The sequence below is a fragment of the Syntrophorhabdaceae bacterium genome (genome assembly GCA_028713955.1).
Taxonomy (GTDB): domain Bacteria; phylum Desulfobacterota; class Syntrophorhabdia; order Syntrophorhabdales; family Syntrophorhabdaceae; genus UBA5609.
On sequence record JAQTNJ010000019.1, the window covers coordinates 1 to 18119 of the forward strand.

The following is an 18119-nucleotide window of genomic DNA, read 5'->3' on the forward strand; positions in this document are numbered from 1 at the left end:
GTAAAATCAAGCGAGATGACAAAATATACAGCCAACTCGATGCTTGCCACCCGCATATCATTTATGAACCAGATCGCGAATATATGCGACAGGCTCGGCGCTGACGTTATGATGGTTATGCGGGGGATCGGGAGCGATTCAAGGATAGGTCCCAAATTTCTCTTTCCCGGCATCGGTTTCGGCGGTTCATGTTTTCCAAAAGACGTCAGGGCATTGATCAACACATCACAGGGACTTGGATATGAACCAACGATACTGGAAAAGGTGATGGAGGTCAATGAACGGCAGAGAGAGTCATTCGCAGAAAAGATCGCATCCTTTTATCATGGCAAACTGAAAGGCAGAAAATTCGCCGTATGGGGGCTTGCCTTTAAACCGAACACCGACGATATGCGCGAGGCCCCTTCCGTTGAGATCGTCAACAGCCTTACAAAAAACGGGGCATTCTGTAATCTCTTTGACCCGAAGGCAATGGAGATTGCCAGATCGATATTCGTGAAGAACAAAAATATCCGGTTCGGGAAAAACCAGTACGAGGTCCTCAAGGGGGTAGACGGGCTCATCCTCCTGACCGAGTGGCTTTCTTTCCGGGAACCTGACTTCGACAAGATCAAATCCCATATGAAAACACCTGTCATCTTTGACGGCAGGAACCAGTACAACCCGCGGAGCATGGCACGACTGGGGTTCCAGTACATCTGTATAGGCAGACCAATAGCATATTAGCGCAGTGACTATGTACAGATACCATACGTATAATGAACCGAAGCGGATACTCGTGACCGGCGGCGCCGGTTTCATCGGGTCTCATCTCTGCGAAAAACTCCTCAAAAACGGGCACGAGGTCATCTGCCTTGACAATTACTTCACAGGCACGAAAGAAAACATCACCGCCCTTATGAAAAATCCCCGTTTTGAATTCCTGAGACATGATGTGACTGAACCGGTACTGACTGAAGTTGACTGGATATTCAATCTCGCCTGTCCGGCAAGCCCTATCCATTACCAGTACAACCCGGTAAAGACAATCAAGGTCAACGTCCTCGGCGCACTCAATATGCTGGGACTCGCAAAAAGGGTAAGGGCAAGGGTTATGCAGGCATCAACAAGCGAGATATACGGCGACCCGGATATCCACCCTCAGCAGGAGGAATACTGGGGTAACGTAAATCCCATCGGGAAAAGAAGCTGTTACGATGAAGGGAAACGGGTGGCAGAGACCCTGTTCTTCGATTATCTGAGACAGAACAAGGTCGATATCAAGGTCGTCCGCATATTCAATACATACGGGCCAAGGATGCGTCCTGATGATGGACGCGTGATAAGCAACTTTATTGTTGAGGCCCTCAACAATAAACCTGTCACGATCTATGGGGACGGTACACAGACACGGTCGTTCTGCTATATCGATGACATGGTGGAAGGCATGATACGGATGATGGACTACGAAACCGGCAAACACGAGAGGGGAAGAGATTACACAAAACCCACTCTCTCAGGATTCCCCGGCCCCACCAACCTTGGTAACCCTGTTGAGGTATCGATCCTGTCTATTGCACAGAAGATCATCAAGCTGACCGGCTCCGGATCGAGGATAGTCTTTGAAAAATTACCCGACGATGATCCGAGGAGAAGATGCCCTGACATCGGGAAGGCGAAAAAACATCTTCAATGGCAGCCGCGCATCTCCCTCGATGATGGGTTGAAAAAAACGATCGCGTATTTTAAAAAACAGCTCATAATAAACCGTATATCGTAGGTCGTATATCGTATATCGAGATCTTAAAAAGACCGTTCGGCGTAGAGAAAACATCCATTCAATGTTCAGAACCTTACCGGCAACACAAGGAGCCACGCTTTTTATCGTCATCGCGAGGAGCTTCATTTTTTATCGTCATCGCGAGGAGCGAAGCGACGTGGCGATCTCAGGGGTATAATTATTGGTGTCATTGCCGCGCCCTGCGGGCTCGCAATGACCTATCACCCATCACCTATGACCTCTCGCCTATTGCCTCTCACCTTTCCACCTTTCACTATTCACTATTCACCGTTCACTATTCACTGCCTTTATTGCGGCCTTTCACCTTTCACCTTTTACATTTCACGATATCAACAAATGGTGTTATAATAAGTGACCATGAAAAGGGAAGAGGAACTCATCAAGGCCGGCTGGGAAAGACGTTTCATTGCATGCGAGCCGAGGCTCTCGGAGATGGTCGAGATGTACCGGGAGATCGGTTTTGAGGTCCACCTTGAACCTTTGCCCGCCAAAGAAGAACTTGAAGCAGAAGGAACGTCCGGCTGCAAGGACAGCGGATGCACCGCATGCTTCGATGTAGATCCCGAGCGCTACAGGATCATATTTACGAAACCGGCAACGTAAGAAGCAGTTCATAGTTCATGGCTGATAGCGACTGAAAAGAAAATAACCAAACAAAACCTTTCTGGTATTGTTTCCCGTTTGGGTATTCGGTCATTGGTTATTGGATATTAATTGGTGATTGATGTTTGATTATTGGTTATTAAGGCCTTGCCATGAGCTGGTTTCCTACTTTTTCTTAAACAGCTCTTCCCATTGCTTCGCGGCTTCTTCCCTGCCGGATTTATCTTCGGCGTCATCTTTAAACCGGAAGTACTCGCAGAAGTTTGCCCTGTCCTTTTCCTTCACATAGTCTGCCTGAGGTTCCCTGCAGGAATTATGTTTCCCCGTATCATAGAAAAGGCAGTTCATGCAGACATGGAGATCGGATCTGCACGATAGACATTCGTCCTTGAAGGATATCTTCTCGTCTGTAACCGGTGCGTGGCACTTGAAGCACGTCTTCATAGTCTGTCGAGAAGCTCCCTGAGATCTTTTATGACATTTCTGCCGTCTTTTATTGAAAGCTGATGGCTGACCGCTGAATGTTCATGCTGTAAATAGTATGCCTCGATCCCCATAGCTGCCGGCACATCATGATCGAAGACCGGGTGATCGCCGACATGCGCTATCTCGTGGGGTAAAACTCTGAGTAGTGCACAGAGCCTCCTGTAGAACTGCTCCTCCTTTTTCACCATCCCGTAATCCGTTGTGGCTGATATGATATGAGTAAAGTATCCCGCTAATCCTGAGCAGTGGAGTTCTTTGTCAACAAAGATCCGCGCCGCATTGGACGCAACGACAAGTGTATACCTTTTCGCAAGCTCTTCGAGAACCTCCCTCGCGTGGGGCACTATTTCTATATGCGATTCATATTTTACAAGGAGCTTATCGGCCGGCACCGGCAGGTCAAACCGTTTTAGCCAGTGCTCTATATCGTACCAGGTGATCTCCCCGTCACCCACTGATTCGTATTCCTGCCTGATGAACCTTTTTGCCTCATCGAATGACATGGAATATCTCTTCGCATACACCTCAGGTATGCCGTGGTTCCATACCATCTCACCATAATGCCCGCTTACGATGGTCCCGTCGAGGTCAAAGGAAATGATCTTTTTCATGGTCGCTTATTATACACCATTTCATTAAAATACAATAGGCAGCCGGATTTCCTCCAGCTGCCTGTCAGTCGTGAACTATGAGCTGATTTATTACTTCACCACCCCCGCCCCTGTGCCGGAGAACGTCCGTGCCGTAGCGTTCGTCGTGCCTGCCGCGGCGCCTCTGAATGTTATTGCATATCCGTTGATCTGCCCGCTGCCGTTCGTTACCGTTGCCAGCCACTTGCTGTTATCCACGTTGTTGTTAAACTGCTTTAATGTGAACTGTGCGTTGACTGCCGTGCCTGTCAGATTATACGTGGTATTGACAGTGGGCTGATACCCGGTCGACCAGTTCGCGTTCACATTGCCTGTTGCCCATACCTGCGGTTTACCGCCACTTGTAGGGGCAAAGAACTTTACGCTGTTCATATTGATGTTCGTCATCCCTGCCGCACTGTACGAGAGGTTGTCCACACCCACCTCAACACAAGGGACGTTCAGCGCCTGGAGTTTCGACGGTTGGTTGTCAACCATCCAGAGGAACTTGCTTGCCTCTATCCACAGCCCCGCGCTGATCGCCTGGTACGTCAGCACCACGGGGTCATAGGTGCCTACTGTCTCCCCGACGCTAATCCACGTCTTCCCCGTATTGATATCTGCGCCGTAACCTGCGGTCGTACCCTCAAGCTTGCTCCCTGACCAGAGCGTTCCCGTCAATTCGCTGCCCATGATCTGCGTCCACGAGAAGTATTTGTGGTCCGCGGAGAGCGACCACGACGCCGATGTCGTTCCGTCATAGGTCCCGCTGCTCACCGATCTCCATACGCCCCAGTCCTGGCCGGTGATGCTCAGGCTTTCCCGTTTATAGTATGACGATTTTATCGTTCCGCCCCCTCCGAAGACCCCGCCGGTGAGAACGGGCGTGCCGTTGCTGAGCGAGCCGGCATCGACATTCGCCGGGTAAAGGTCCGCGGGGGTGATGCCGATGCCGCTCGAGACTATCTCGACTGGCGCATCGATAGTGCCATCCATTTTGAACATTGAGATGCCGGAATACGCCGTTCCCGTGAGGGTTCCGAGATGGATGCCGGCGCTGCCGTCATCTTTTACATAGACCGAGGCCCACTTCGCCTTCATCGTATCGTCGCTCGCCTTGTACCCGGTCAGGAACCCTGCGTAGGCATTGGGCGGCGCGTCAAGGGTCACATTCTGACCAGTAATGTAATTGTAGCCTGCGATTGTTTGTCCCCACACGAACGCGGAAGGGCTGACCGGATCATAGGTGCCGATCATCGTTACGGGTGTTGTTCCCCCGTTCCAGAGGGATGTGCCGCCCCCGATATAGGCAGTGAGGGTGCCTTCCGAGACCCGTGTCAATGCGTCTATGGCATAGACGGAGACGTTGTTTGAACCATTATTTCCCACATACACAAACCTCCCCGTGGGGTCAACGGCAACGGAATTAGGGCTGCTCCCCATGACCACCGTCGTGTCTACAGCCGTCAGCGCCCCTGTGGACTGGTTGATGGTATAGACGGAGACATCATTGGAACTACCACTTGCCACATACACGAATTTCCCGGTGGGGTCAACGGCAACAGACCAGGGATTCCACCCTGTGGCCACCGCCGTTCCCGCCGTCAGCGCCCCTGTGGACTGGTTGATGGTATAGACGGAGACGGTGCCGGAAGCTTGATTTGTCACATACGTGAACCTCCCCGTGGGGTCAACGGCAACGGAAGTCGGGCTGGTCTCTGTGGCTGCCGGTGTTCCTGCCGTCAGCTCCCCTGTGGTCTGGTTGATGGCATAAACGGAGACGGTACTGGAAGCATAGTTTGCCACATACGCAAATTTCCCGGTTGGGTCAACGGCAACAGACCAGGGACTGCTCCCCGTGGTTGCAGGTGTTCCCGCCGTCAGCGCCCCTGTGGACTGGTTGATGATATAAACGGAGACGGTATTGGAGCTTTTATTTGTCACATACGCGAACCTCCCGGTGGGGTCAACTGAAACGAAATTTGGGAAACTCCCTGTGGCCACCGCCGTTCCCGCCGTCAGCGCCCCTGTGGACTGGTTGATGGCATAGACAGAAACGGTATTGGAATTATAATTTGCCACATACGCGAACCTCCCGGTGGGGTCAACGGCAACGGAAGTCGGGCTGGTCTCTGTGGCTGCCGGTGCTCCTGCCGTCAGTGCCCCTGTGGTCTGGCTGATGATATAAACGGAGACGGTGTTAGAGCCTTTATTTGCCACATACGCAAATTTCCCGGTGGGGTCAATGGCAACAGACCAGGGAGTATTCCCTGTGGCTGCCATTGTTCCCGCCGTCAGTGCCCCCGTGGTCTGGAGATTATATCGAAATGCGTCAATACTGCTTGCAAATTTGAGCGGCGTTCCTTCCCACGCCCCCACAGAGACAGCCTGCCATAAATCCTGGGAAGAATAGTTATAATAGGTGCCGAGGAGTTCACCGCTCAGCGTGCCCATTTTTGTCATCGTAATGAACTCACCGCTCAGTGTTCCTGTCAGCTTGTCCCCTGTCCAGGTGCCATCGGTGATTGTAGCTATCCAGCGTCCATGATCATCATTAAAATCATCGCTGTAATAGGCGCCGAACGTATCCTCCCCTCCTGTCCTGCCGGTCCATGTTGTGGCACTACCCGGATTCGAGAAGCTACCATAGCCGGTAAGCTTGTAGATGCCCCAGTTTTGGGCGACATGTGAAGCGCTGTTGATGAGGGCCATTGTTTCGAACGATACTTCTGTACTGGTAATACTCCCTGAGCCTAAGGTACCGGCAAGCATGCCCGTGCTTCCACTTGATTCCCGTACTGACGCCCCGAGGTTGTCCGGGTTGATACCGATCGCCGCGTTCTTCTGCACGGGGTAGATACTGCCGTCCATCTCGAACATGCTTATCTCCGGATAGGCGGTACCGGTGAAACTTCCTTTCAGGTAGCCTGCCTTCCCCGACGGGTCAATGTAGAGGGCGATCATCCTGGCTTCCAGGCTGTTATTCAGGTCGATGCCTGTTAGATACCCCTTGTAGTTGCCGTCGTTGTAGTAATTGTTGATCATCGCCTCAGCAATCTCGAAGTAGGCACCGTTGGCGTAGTTGTCAACGATCCGGTGACGGAACCAGGTATTGTTGAGCGCATCATAACTACTCTGGGCCAATGTACCTGCCGTATGATAGATGCCTCCAAGGCCGTATCCCGTATAGCTCAGATCAACGGTATAGGACAGATCACTGTTTATCTGGAGCTCTGTATAGATCCACTGGTCAGAATCGACCAACAAGCTTCCCGCGTATGACCAGCCTGTCGTTATATTTCCGCCGAGACCCCAGAACCCTGCTCCGGGTCCGTTCCACGTGGCGGCATAGCTCCCCTGCCCGTTCATCCGCCATTTATACCTGAAGATAGAATCCTGGAAATTGTAGGTACCGTCGGTCCTCAGATTCACACCTCCGCCAAAACCACCACCAACCGCGGTCCTTACGACCCTTAAACTTCCCGTACCGGTCGTCTCTTTATAATAATTATCACTTACCCACCCGTATGTCGTATCCTCTATCCAATCGGCAGGAAGCAAAGAGATATTGATCGTAGGTGACGAAACGCCGCCTTTCACTATGGTAAAACCCCAGATATGCGCGTTGTTTTCGCCATCCGTATAGGCACCGATTATCTTCACCGGGGCTGGCGCTTCCTGTGTTGCTGTCCAGAGGGAAGTGATACCCCCCATCATCCCGCCATTGATAGAGCCGTCATTACCGAAAGATGTCCCATCAAAGAAACTGAGGGGGATACCGGATGGTATATTGCTAACGAATCCAATCGGTGTCCCTTCCCAGACGCCAACGCTTGCTGCCTGCCATGGATTAGAACCGTCCAGGATAGTTCCGCTGTTCCCCACGGCAACAAACTTGTTTTTAGCGCATAGTACGCCAAGGAGATTATCTGTGGTCCCCGAGGTCTGCGGTGTCCATGTGATCCCGTCGGATGACGTGAGGATGGCGCCGCTGTCGCCAACGGCAATAAAGGCGCCGTTTCCGTAAAAAACGTAAGAGAGGGCTGTCGATGTCCCCGAGGTCTGCGGCGTCCACGTGATGCCGTCGGATGACGTGAGGATGGCGCCGGAAACGCCTGCTGCAACAAATCTGTTATTGCCGTAGGCAACCCCGAGGAGATTATCTGTGGTCCCCGAGGTCTGCGGCGTCCACGTAATACCGTCGGATGACGTGAGGATGGCGCCGGAAAGTCCTATTGTCACGAACTTGTTATTGCCGTAAGCGACCCCGTACAGTGAGACACCGGGGTTCTGCAGCGTCCACGTAATACCGTCGGACGAGGCAAGCGTTACAAGACCTCCCACGGCAACAAATCTGTTATTGCCGTAGGTAATTCCGAAGAGGTTATTTGTAGTCCCCGAGGTCTGCGGCGTCCACGTGATGCCGTCGGACGACGTGAGGATCGTGCCGGAAACACCTGCTGTCACAAATTGCCCGTTACCATAAATGACCTCGAAGAGATTACTGGCAGTCCCCGAGGTCTGCGGCGTCCATGTGATCCCGTCGGACGACGTGAGGACAGCGCCGGAGAATCCCGTTGCAACAAAGGTATTCTTCCCGAAAGTAATGCCCGATATGGCCGATGAGGTCCCCGATGACCTCGATGCCCACGTTGTATCCGCATCGTATGTTCCGATGACGTCGCCGGAGATCGTTCCCATGGCCGTTGCCGAGATAAACGTGCCGCTTGCCGTTCCTCCGAATGTGCCGTTTGTCCAGGTCCCGCTTGTAATATCGGCGAGCCAGTAGGCGGGGCTCCCTGTATGGGTTGTGGGTGTGTCATAATAATTCCCGAGGTAGTGGAACCCGCCAGTTTTTCCCGTCCAGGTGGATATAGTACCCGTATATGAACCGCCAAGCGTGTGGGTGTAGTATCCCCAGGGATAGGTGATCTTGTTTGCTTCATCGATAAATGATGCAAAAGTGTTACCGAATGTATCTGTGGTTGAACCGGTGATTACCCCTCCTGCCGGAGACGTACCTGCCAGACGTGTTGTACGAACGGCTGCGGGGCCATGGTATTCCATTGCATCTTTCAATTGATCAGGAGTCAGGTAGACGGTTGATTCTTTCTCTATCCGGTAGGTGCTCCCGTCCACCTCCAGCATGCCGATATCCGGATAGGATGTGCCGGTAAGGCCTCCCCTCAGCAAGCCTGCGTGCCCGTACGGGTCTATATAGATGCCCGTAAACCTGCCATAGATATCTCCGTCTGCAGTGATGACCGCACCGATGTTCATATCATAGGAGCCGCCGTCATAGGTGGTATAAAAATCGGGAAGCCCGTTATAGATATTGTTCATGCTGTAATTCCCATCGTTCCATATCAGGGCACGGGTTCCGGCAGGGAGCGTATTGTATTGTCCGATTATCTTGAAAGACGCCGGGCCTGACTGAGAGGAGGACCAGATCGATGAAGTGCCCCCCATATTGCCGTCAAAGGAACCGTCCGTTTGCCACCCTGAAGACGGATCATAATAAAGCAGATCGGGGCTGACCGGGTTGCCGAAGGCAAGCGGTACGCCCGTCCATGTCCCGAGCGATACCGCCTGCCAGTTGCCTGATGTCCCGCTGTTGTGGGTGCCGATGACATCACCGGTGATGCTCCCCATCCTGCGTTCCGAGACATACTGACCGTTCAAGACAGCGGTAATCTTATCGTCGCCCCAGGACCCGTTGGTAATATTCCCTATCCAGTAGGCATTATCGTGATAAAGGACCGATGATGCATTGTAATAGGCGCCGAATTTTGTATATCCACCTATCTTTGCATTCCAGGACGGCGCAGGGAGGGAATATGCGCCGCCTGCCCGGAAGAAATAGATGCCCCATGGCTCGTCGTCGATCGAAAGGATGGTGCCTCCGAATGAACCGCTCATCGTGCCATAGGTAGCGGGGAAGACCCCCGATATATACGACAGCGGTATGCCGTCCTGTGTATCATTGGCTTCAAAATCAACAGGATCTATACTGACAGCACCCTTGAATGTCCTGCTTATTGAGCCCAGCATCGTAAAGATCCCGTCCGAATAGATACCGCTCACCGGTGCAGACAGGGTACCCGCATTCTTCGAAGGATCAATATAGAGACCGATGAATCTTCCCTCAAGGATGCCGTTGTAATCTGCCCCGCCTGCAAAACCGACATAGGAACCGCCGTCGCTTGTCGTTGCCGTCATGGTGTCTTCATTCCAGCTCCACATGGGGTGTGTATAGCTGTATGGGTCGGCAGTACTTGAAACCTTAGAAGACCATATGGCCGTACCCGTTGCGCTGTTTGTGTAAGTGCCGCTTATCGTAACGAGAGGAGGGTCGCCGCTCCAGAGGGAATCGTTCCCCTCAAAGGCGCCGGCCATTTCTCCTTTCCAGAGAAGTCCGCTCCCTGTCTTCCAGATATCGGTATTGAAACTACTATAAAATGGTCCTTCTATGGCCGTTTGCTGCCCCGGCAGTTCCGGTGGAGGTGGCGGAGAGATCGTAGATTGTGGACCGCCGCCTCCGCCCGAAGGCGGTCCGCCGCCTCCGCCGGAGACAAGGGCAAATTCCGACGGCATTGTATCGCCGCCGCCTGATGAACCTCCTGCGAATAATTGAGTATACATGGCCGTCTCGGCATCGGTCATCTTCCTCGGCGGCGTCGGCGTCGCTCCTGGTGCCGAGATAAACGATATGGTCCCTGCAACGATGAGGACAATCTGCCGGGGTCGCTGCGGATTATACAGATAACCCCTTCCTGATACAAAAAGGGCCCCGGTTGCTCCTTTCTCAAAGAAAACGACCATGTTGGTACCCCTGATACCGGCGACGGCATTGGGGGTATGGACCTCAAATCTATTTCCTTCCGCAAAGGAGGCTGCCCTCTTGATGAAATCATCCGCCCCGATTGCCTGCACCCTGCCCCGGTAGAGACGCGCAACAGTGCTGCTCTTGTCTCCTTCCACAGAATACCTCGTGATCTCGATACGGGTGCCGGGGGCGATGCGCATAAGGTTTTTGTTCGTGAAGGTGATCTCGGCCCTGCCGTTGCTTTTCGCCCGGTATACATCACCGGGATCAACGGCTGCTCCCAGGGAAACCGGTGTGGCAACATTCCTCCCCGTTTTCAGGACATCGACACGGCCTTGAACAAGGGTGATTTTGCCGATAGGGGCAGAAAATACGAGTGTTGCGAAAAGGAGAAGACTCATGACGATACAAAGAACGAGGCAATATTTCTTCATGAAATGCACCTCAAAAATACTTTACAAACCGTTTCAGCCGACCAGAGGAAACCAGCATCTACATGGTTTAAAAATATGCTTCTATTCAAATGATTGTCGTATAACATCTTTTTACACGCTCGCCGGATTTATGTCAAGAGATATTGACAGCGAAACAGGCTTTGCGCTACCTTCTATCAGATGATCGATCCTTTTATCCTGAAACTCGGCCTCTCTTTTATTACCGGCAGCCTCTGGATCACGATAGGCACCGTGCTTGCAGAACGATACGGCACAAAGATCGGCGGTCTTGTCGCCGGATTGCCTTCTACTGTCCTCGTGTCCCTTTTCTTTATTGCATGGACCCAGTCCCTTGAGACAGCGGTGGCTGCAACGACCGTAGTGCCCGTAGTGGGTGGTATAAACTGCCTCTTTATCATTGCCTATATCTATCTCATCAGGGTCAATTTCTGGCTCGCCTTCGCCGGGGCACTCGCTGTATGGTTCCTCTTGTCTCTTGTGCTGGTCGTTATACAATTCGATAGTTTCCCATTCTCCCTGACAGCATACGTGTGTATGTTGCTTTTCTCGTATTGGATAGCGGAAACAAAGCTTAAGATAAAATCAGAGTCCGGCAGGAAGATGCGATATACGCTCCCCATAATACTCTTCCGGGGGATCTTCAGCGGCCTTGTCATCGCCCTGGCGGTGGTCATGACAAAGGTCGGGGGACCGTTAATAGGCGGCACGTTCGCCATGTTCCCCGCAATGTTCATCGGCACGCTCTTCATCACCCATTTTGCACACGGCGCATCATTCTCGGCAGCGGTCATGAAGGCGTCGATCCTTGGCGCTATCAGCGTCGTTGTATACGGCACATCGGTACGGTATACATATATACCGCTCGGACTACTCCCGGGGACGCTTGTTTCGCTGGCAATATCCTTTGGCTGCGCCTTTTTCATCCACCGGTTCCTGGCCAGGAAAACAACATAGCATTTATGGCTGATTTTTCGCTATGCGAATAGCGCTTTTGCGCAAAGCGTATTAAGTCCGGCTATTAACTATGAGCAAAATATGCTATAAATTTTTGCATAATGATGGATATTCATGATTACGCGGAATCGAAAAGGCTTTCTCTGAACCGTATTATGGATTTTACTTCAGACACGAATCCTATTGGTCCTTCCAATAAAGCAAAAAATGCCGTAAGAAAGAAAGTAAAGCACATCGGGTACCCCCCTGACAGGGAAACGAGGTACCTGAAAAGGTTGATCTGCGCAAGGGAAGGTATCAGAGAGGAAGAGATAATCATTGGTCCTGACCCGGCCTATATCCTCAGTGTGTTACTGAAGATGACCCGCCCGAAGACGGCGCTTGTCCCATCGCCTGTCTCTGATATCTACGAAGAACTGCTGAAAAACCAGAGTGTGAAGATAAGGCCTTTTCACCTCAACGGGGAAAAGGGGTTTGCCTTCGAAACCGGAAGATTTATCAAGACCATCAAAGATGCCGATCTCGTTCTCATACCCAACCCTCACAACGTGGTCGGCACCTGCCTGTCCCCCGGTGATCTGCTCCCTGTCATATCACACGCGGCTGCCATGAACAAAACGCTGATCATCGACGAGACCCACAGGGATTTCCCTGACATCCCCTCTCAGACAAATGAGATAACACGTTCAAAAACATCCATTGCCCTGCGGAGCTTTTCTACCTTTTACGGGCTTGCGGGATTCCGGTTCGGTTACGCAATCGGTTCCAATGATCTGATACGAAACATAAGAGATCGTCTGGGGCATTTCCCCGTTAATCTCCTGGCAGAAGCTGCCGCCATTGCCTCGCTTCGCGACATGGGATACAGGAAGAGAACGCTCGCGTACATCGAAGGGGAGAAACATTTCATACAAGACGCCCTCGCCGGCGCAGAGCGGGTCCAATGCATCGATACCCCCTGCAGTTTCCTCCTGCTCAAGCTCAATGAAAAGATCGCCGGTCTCAGGGATGCCTTCTTGAAAAGGAGGATCGTCGTCGGGGATTTCACGGACAAAAACGGTTCCCAGTATATCAGGCTTCCTGTCAGGAAACATGCCTGGAATGCCCGCTTTATAAGGGCACTAAAAAGTATCCCGGGGGTTCAAAAACCATGTTCAGAATGAAAAAGGTGCTTATCGCACTCATTGTATGTGTCGCATTATCCGTCCTTTCTGTCCCCCCGGCACACTGTCAGTTCAAGGAGTTGAGGATCCTTCACATGAACGACTTCCATGGTTTTGCCACAGGGGAAAAACTTATCGGCTCAAACGAGATGCAAGGCGGCATCTCCTATCTTGCCTGGCTCGCCGATAATCTGCGTAAAGAGAAGCCTACGCTCCTGCTGGCTGCCGGGGATATGATCCAGGGAAGCCCCTTCGCCAATCTCTTTCAGGGCAAACCGGTGATAGAGATAATGAACAAAATGGGCTTCGATGCGATGTGCGTGGGAAACCACGAATTTGATTATGGGAAAGACATACTGAGAGAAAGGATTGCCGAGGCAACGTTCCCTGTCCTCGGTGCAAACGTAAAAGGCATGCCGGAATTAAAACCATATACTATCAAGGAGCTTGAGGGACTGAAGATCGCCATTATCGGTGTTGTTACAGAAGATACACCGGTCGCGACACATCCCGGGAATGTGGAAGGTCTTACATTCTTATCGCCCGTGGCAACCGTTGAAAAATATGTGCGAGAACTGCGGGGCAGCGTCGACATCATTATCGTTCTTTCCCATCTGGGGTACAATGCCGATATGGTGCTCGCAAGCAGGGTTAAGGGGATCGACATTATCGTGGGAGGCCATTCACATACACGGACAATCAAACATATGCTCATCGGGAATACGGTTCTCGTACAGGCATGGGAGTACGGTATGGTGCTCGGGGTCCTCGACGTTGTTGTAAAATCAGGAAAGATCATTGAGATGAAAAGCCGCCTTGAAGAGATCAAACCATCGCATATGAAAAAACAGGAAGACGTTGCGCAGATCGTTGAAAGATATACCCGGCAGATGGACGCCCTCATGGGCCAGACCATCGGGGAGGCGCTCGTTGACCTGGACGGCAAGAACGTGCGAACAAAGGAGACAAATCTCGGGAACCTCATAACCGATATCATGAGACAACGATCAAGCTCCCGGATAGCGTTGATCAATGGCGGCGGGATCCGGACAAGCATCAGGAAGGGAAATATTACCCTCAACGATATCTACTCCGCCTTACCTTTTGACAATTACATCGTTGCCATGAAACTGACAGGCAGGGAGATCAAAGAAGCCCTTGAACATGGCGTCTCCGGTGTTGAGCTAAAAGAGGGAAGGTTTCTCCAGGTATCAGGGCTCTCTTTCACGTATGATCCGAAGATGCCGCAAGGGTTAAGGGTAATGGATGTATCCGTTGGCGGGGCAAAAATGGACATCAATACAACCTATACTGTTTGCACAAACGATTTCCTTGCCGCTGGTGGTGACGGATACAAACTGTTCAGGGAAGCTCTGAAGGAATCACAGGACTTTTCGATAACGGCAAATACAATAACAAGCGATAAGGTCACCTACAATGATTCGGGGCGGCCCCTGAAAGACGTCGTCGCGGACTATATCAAAGAGAAGAAAAGGATCACCGCGACAGTGGAAGGGAGGATACAAGAGGTAAGCTGTAATGAAGGTGTTTGTAAACAACCAGGAAATCTCTCTGCCCCCCGGCATGACCGTTAAACACGCCCTGATCGGGGTCAATCTTCTCGATGAAGTGGAAAAAGGGAAGAAGGCATACGATGAATGGGGGAATGAGCTCGGCCTTGACGGCGAACTGGCCGAAGGAAGCAGAATCTACATAGAAAATCGTATATCGTAGTTCGTATATCGTATATCGAAAAACCCGTAAGGCGTGAATCGTAAGTCGTAAGGGGTTCAATCGCCTCACACCGAACGGCTTACGGGTATCTCGCTATGAGCCATGAGCTATGAACTATGAGCCGCCTTTGCGTTCTTCATTCGTAGCTTCTGAACAGGGCTATAACCCTGCCGATGATCTCCAGTCTTCTCCCTTCGCTCTCCCTGATAACAAGGGGTTCAATATCATCGTTGGCCGGCAGGAGTACAACCTCACCGTGTCTTTTTCGAAAACGTTTTACAAGGACCTCACCCTCTACGAGACAGGCAACGATATCACCGTTCCTGGCCATCTTCTGAGGCTTCACAACGACAATGTCCCTGCTCCTGATCCCGTCACCAACCATGCTGTTGCCTTTGACCCTTAAAAAAAGGTGATCCGTTGTCACAAATCTGTCAAGCCGGATAGCATCATCGATATTGACGGGGACCATGGGGCTCCCTGCCGATATCTCGCCTATGATGGGGGTTTCCGCACCCCTTATGATCCTCAAACTTCTCTTCTTCCCCTTATCGCGTTTCACATACCCTTTACGTTCCAGCGCCACGATGTGGTCAGAAACAGTTCGTACAGAACGGATGTTGAAATTTGAGGCAATCTCCCTGAACGTAGGAGGATATCCGCCGGTAAACAAACGGCTCTGGATGAAATTCAGTATCTCTGTCTGTCTCTTCGTCAGCATGGTCTTATTCCGTCATCAGTTAACAGCATAAAACAGGTTAAGGCTTAGGATGAGTATCGGTGCCGGGTTTTCCCCACAAACACGCTCATTCCGCTCCTGCGGCTCCATTCGCTCGCGTTCGGCTTCGGAACTTTTGCTTCGCAAAAGACCGAGCTTCCTTGCCTCACGACGGTTTGCTACAGGAAAGCCCGGCACCGATACTCACAGTTCTTCTCACCTTGATACTTGTTCATTACAATGTATCTGACAAGTATCGAGCGACGAGTTACGAGCATCGAGTATCCAGCATTACGCTCTCCGCCCTCTGCTCTCCGCTCTCAGCTACCTTATCGCCTTTTCCAGGATAAAATCGCTAAGCTCCCGGACTCCCGTTTTTAATGCCTTTGTATGGAACCCGCCCTTCCAGGCCCCATCGGAAAATATGTCGGACACGACCAGAAAGGCAACACCCTTCAGACCCTTGAACGTGCAAACGGCATAAAGAGAGGCAACCTCCATCTCCACGGCAAGTATTCCCTGTTTCCTGTATCGTTCTATCTTATTGACCGTTTCCCGGTAGATCGCGTCGCAGCTCCATATAAGACCTTCGTGAAAACCCTTTTCCCTGGCCGGCAACAGCCATGCCTCAGCCCAGTCCGAATAAACAATATCTGCCGGATCATCGAGATAGTGATGAGAGACCCCATCTTCCCGCAGGGCGCCATTGCCCATGATCAAATCGCCTATCCGCAGTGTATTATTTATCGCCCCGCAGTAACCACAGAGTATAAACTCCGTAACACCGAACGGCGAAAGCTCTTCGACGAGTGCAGCAATGTTGGGGCCTCCAAAGTAAGACCTGATTATGATGACACTGCTTTGCGGCACCCTGTATATTGACCGGAACCCTGACCATTGATCGATGACCTCAGCCCCTGTTTTATGTATGAGACGTCTGAGATCCCCCGTATGAAATACGATGATAGCCCTTTCAGGCAGGGTAAGCTCCTCTTTATTATGCCCTGTAAATGTTTCAACTATATCAACGGGATTTAAAAGAGGTAAGGAGTTATCAAAAAACCGTTTCAACAAACCTTCTTCTCAGTTTCTTGTATGTCTCAAGGAGGTGCTCGGATATTACCCGGGTTTCTCCCAGGACAGGCATGAAATTTGTGTCACCAAGCCATCGTGGCACGATATGGATATGGATATGTTCTTCGAGGCCGGCACCGGCCGCCCTTCCGACATTAATGCCGATATTCAGCCCATCGACCTTGAATTCTTCCTTGAAAATGACAACCATCTTCTTTGTAATACGCACCATGTCGAGGGATTCTTCATCGGTTAAATCCTCGGCTAAGCCTGTATGCCTGACCGGCACGACCATAACATGACCGTTTGTATAAGGAAAACGGTTCATAATCACGAAGGCCTTGCCGAACCTTCCGATAACAAGGGCCTTTTCGTCATCCTGTGCATCGATGCAAAGAAAACATCTCTTGTCGCCTTTCATTGTTGCGCCTGTGACATATTCCATTCTCCACGGCGCCCATACTCTGTCCATATTAGTCCCTCAGAAAAAGGTATTCTCTCCAGTATTCAGGAAAGACTTTCACGCCAAGATGCAGCATCAACAGATAAAAACCATTCGGACGGGATGGTCTCTTCCTCGGATGCATCCCTGCTTCTTCGGGGAGTTTATCCCCTTTCTTCAGGTTGCAGCGGATACATGACGTGACAATGTTGGTCCACTCCGTGATCCCGCCCCGTGATTTGGGGATAATGTGATCACAGGTGAGGCCCTTGGAATCAAACCTTTCTCCGCAGTACTGGCAGACGTGGTCGTCCCGCAAAAAAATGTTCCTCCTGGAAAACTTCACCTGCGTGTGGTTGCTGCGCACAAGCCTCTGGAGCCTTATAACTGCCGGCAGTCTGATGCTTATCGATACGCCTTTTATCTCCCTCTCGTACTCTCTCAAAACCTCTACCTTCCCGAGAAAAACAAGTGTAATTGCCTTTTTCCAGGATAGTACGCTGATAGGTTCAAAGGTTGTATTCAGCAGGAGCGTCCGGTCCATAAATTATCTGAAAATTAACGTTTTTTTTGTCTATTGTCAAGGTTTTTCAAAGACTTATACCGAAGGCAGCTCATTGTTCATGGCTCATAGTAAACCGTATATCGTATATCGAAGGTCGTTCGGCGTGATGCGTTCGGCGGTCGGCGAAAAATACCGCATGGTATTGCTCGGGTATATATCGTTTTTTCTTTTGTAATTTAAATAATTATATGGTAATTAGGATAAATAACTTTATAACCAAGGAGTAACATATGCCTATCTTTGATGAAAATGGAAAACCGGTCAACCAGGATGATGAATTCCCCTTGCTTCTTGACAATCAGAATACACTGAAAGATGAAAACAGGTTTAAATCCATTGTCAGGAACCTGCCTATAGGGTTGATCATTTCCTTTATACTGATAGTGGTACTGGGTATCATGGTCGTCTCACTCGGCGCAAAGGTGTCATCCATGTCGGCAGATCTCGCCAGGATTGAAGGACTCAAAACACAACTTTCCTCTGTAGAGTCGAGGCTTGAAGAGGTGAACAGGGAAAAGGGACGGATCAAGGCGGATCTGACACAGATGAAAGGTGATATTGAAACCCTGAAGATCCAGAAAGAAAAGGCCGCTGAACAACTCAAGAAACAACAACAGACAAGCGGCAAAAAGAAGCCGGCGCCTAAAAAATCAAAACCCGCAGGTAGAAATTAATAAATAGCTAAAGGCA

At 51.0% G+C, this 18119-nt stretch carries 15 protein-coding genes; 8 read left to right on the plus strand and 7 right to left on the minus strand.

The genetic code is table 11. The features are described from left to right. The 3 genes from PHU49_03315 to PHU49_03325 all read left to right on the plus strand — a co-directional run. On the plus strand, positions 1-726 hold a 726-nt coding region (locus PHU49_03315; GenBank protein MDD5243024.1), incomplete at its 5' end, for a nucleotide sugar dehydrogenase. Positions 727-736: 10 nt separating this feature from the next. Then, positions 737-1759 carry an SDR family oxidoreductase gene (locus tag PHU49_03320; protein MDD5243025.1) on the plus strand — a complete coding sequence of 341 codons (1023 nt, stop codon included), beginning with the start codon at positions 737-739 and terminating at the stop codon, positions 1757-1759. Positions 1760-2137: 378 nt separating this feature from the next. Continuing rightward, positions 2138-2383, plus strand: coding sequence for a hypothetical protein (locus PHU49_03325; protein ID MDD5243026.1), 246 nt, complete (start codon positions 2138-2140; stop codon positions 2381-2383). A gap of 165 nt (positions 2384-2548) precedes the next feature. Here the strand turns inward: PHU49_03325 and PHU49_03330 are convergent, their stop codons facing one another. The 3 genes from PHU49_03330 to PHU49_03340 all read right to left on the minus strand — a co-directional run bounded on the left by PHU49_03330 (position 2549) and on the right by PHU49_03340 (position 10758). Next, entirely contained in the window at positions 2549-2827 is a 279-nt protein-coding gene (locus PHU49_03330; GenBank protein MDD5243027.1) for a hypothetical protein, read from the minus strand. Further along, complete coding sequence (locus PHU49_03335) at positions 2824-3480, minus strand: HAD family hydrolase (GenBank protein MDD5243028.1); 657 nt, start codon at positions 3478-3480, stop codon at positions 2824-2826. The genes PHU49_03330 and PHU49_03335 overlap by 4 nt, the downstream gene beginning before the upstream one ends. A gap of 90 nt (positions 3481-3570) precedes the next feature. Continuing rightward, positions 3571-10758, minus strand: a complete 7188-nt coding sequence (locus tag PHU49_03340; GenBank protein ID MDD5243029.1) for a beta-propeller fold lactonase family protein — start codon at positions 10756-10758, stop codon at positions 3571-3573. 180 nt (positions 10759-10938) lie between these two features. Between PHU49_03340 and PHU49_03345 the strand changes: the two genes are divergently transcribed. From PHU49_03345 to PHU49_03360, 4 genes are all read left to right on the plus strand, one after another. After that, the gene (locus PHU49_03345) at positions 10939-11733 is read left to right on the plus strand and encodes a DUF3147 family protein (protein ID MDD5243030.1); all 795 of its coding nucleotides are present in this window, start codon (positions 10939-10941) and stop codon (positions 11731-11733) included. 101 nt (positions 11734-11834) lie between these two features. After that, positions 11835-12896: an aminotransferase class I/II-fold pyridoxal phosphate-dependent enzyme gene (locus PHU49_03350; protein MDD5243031.1), complete on the plus strand. Its 1062-nt coding sequence runs from the start codon at positions 11835-11837 to the stop codon at positions 12894-12896. Beyond that, complete coding sequence (locus tag PHU49_03355) at positions 12884-14491, plus strand: 5'-nucleotidase C-terminal domain-containing protein (GenBank protein ID MDD5243032.1); 1608 nt, start codon at positions 12884-12886, stop codon at positions 14489-14491. Before PHU49_03350 ends, PHU49_03355 begins: the two co-directional genes overlap by 13 nt. Further along, a complete protein-coding gene (locus PHU49_03360) occupies positions 14436-14630 on the plus strand; it encodes a hypothetical protein (GenBank protein MDD5243033.1) in 195 nt (64 codons plus the stop codon). The genes PHU49_03355 and PHU49_03360 overlap by 56 nt, the downstream gene beginning before the upstream one ends. Before the next feature lie 136 nt (positions 14631-14766). Here the strand turns inward: PHU49_03360 and lexA are convergent, their stop codons facing one another. The 4 genes from lexA to PHU49_03380 all read right to left on the minus strand — a co-directional run bounded on the left by lexA (position 14767) and on the right by PHU49_03380 (position 17408). Then, the gene (gene lexA / locus PHU49_03365; protein ID MDD5243034.1) at positions 14767-15351 is read right to left on the minus strand and encodes a transcriptional repressor LexA; all 585 of its coding nucleotides are present in this window, start codon (positions 15349-15351) and stop codon (positions 14767-14769) included. A 321-nt stretch (positions 15352-15672) separates the two neighbouring features. Next, on the minus strand, positions 15673-16419 hold the full coding sequence (locus PHU49_03370; protein ID MDD5243035.1) for a nucleoside phosphorylase: 747 nt from the start codon (positions 16417-16419) through the stop codon (positions 15673-15675). Next, positions 16403-16894 (minus strand): HIT domain-containing protein, encoded by a 492-nt coding sequence (locus PHU49_03375; protein ID MDD5243036.1) that lies wholly within the window; start codon positions 16892-16894, stop codon positions 16403-16405. The genes PHU49_03370 and PHU49_03375 overlap by 17 nt, the downstream gene beginning before the upstream one ends. Before the next feature lies 1 nt (position 16895). Then, complete coding sequence (locus PHU49_03380; protein MDD5243037.1) at positions 16896-17408, minus strand: HNH endonuclease; 513 nt, start codon at positions 17406-17408, stop codon at positions 16896-16898. Between the two features lie 251 nt (positions 17409-17659). Here PHU49_03380 and PHU49_03385 point away from each other — a divergent pair, with 251 nt between their 5' ends. Then, a complete protein-coding gene (locus PHU49_03385; GenBank protein ID MDD5243038.1) occupies positions 17660-18103 on the plus strand; it encodes a hypothetical protein in 444 nt (147 codons plus the stop codon). Positions 18104-18119 lie beyond the last annotated feature (16 nt).

Excerpts from the sequence above, each read along its gene's own strand:
- PHU49_03320 (MDD5243025.1), top strand. The coding sequence starts at position 737 with ATGTACAGATACCATACGTATAATGAACCGAAGCGGATACTCGTGACC.
- PHU49_03325 (MDD5243026.1), top strand. The coding sequence starts at position 2,138 with ATGAAAAGGGAAGAGGAACTCATCAAGGCCGGCTGGGAAAGACGTTTC.
- PHU49_03330 (MDD5243027.1), bottom strand. The coding sequence starts at position 2,827 with ATGAAGACGTGCTTCAAGTGCCACGCACCGGTTACAGACGAGAAGATA.
- PHU49_03335 (MDD5243028.1), bottom strand. The coding sequence starts at position 3,480 with ATGAAAAAGATCATTTCCTTTGACCTCGACGGGACCATCGTAAGCGGG.
- PHU49_03340 (MDD5243029.1), bottom strand. The coding sequence starts at position 10,758 with ATGAAGAAATATTGCCTCGTTCTTTGTATCGTCATGAGTCTTCTCCTT.
- PHU49_03345 (MDD5243030.1), top strand. The coding sequence starts at position 10,939 with ATGATCGATCCTTTTATCCTGAAACTCGGCCTCTCTTTTATTACCGGC.
- PHU49_03350 (MDD5243031.1), top strand. The coding sequence starts at position 11,835 with ATGATGGATATTCATGATTACGCGGAATCGAAAAGGCTTTCTCTGAAC.
- PHU49_03355 (MDD5243032.1), top strand. The coding sequence starts at position 12,884 with ATGTTCAGAATGAAAAAGGTGCTTATCGCACTCATTGTATGTGTCGCA.
- PHU49_03360 (MDD5243033.1), top strand. The coding sequence starts at position 14,436 with ATGAAGGTGTTTGTAAACAACCAGGAAATCTCTCTGCCCCCCGGCATG.
- lexA (MDD5243034.1), bottom strand. The coding sequence starts at position 15,351 with ATGCTGACGAAGAGACAGACAGAGATACTGAATTTCATCCAGAGCCGT.
- PHU49_03375 (MDD5243036.1), bottom strand. The coding sequence starts at position 16,894 with ATGGACAGAGTATGGGCGCCGTGGAGAATGGAATATGTCACAGGCGCA.
- PHU49_03380 (MDD5243037.1), bottom strand. The coding sequence starts at position 17,408 with ATGGACCGGACGCTCCTGCTGAATACAACCTTTGAACCTATCAGCGTA.
- PHU49_03385 (MDD5243038.1), top strand. The coding sequence starts at position 17,660 with ATGCCTATCTTTGATGAAAATGGAAAACCGGTCAACCAGGATGATGAA.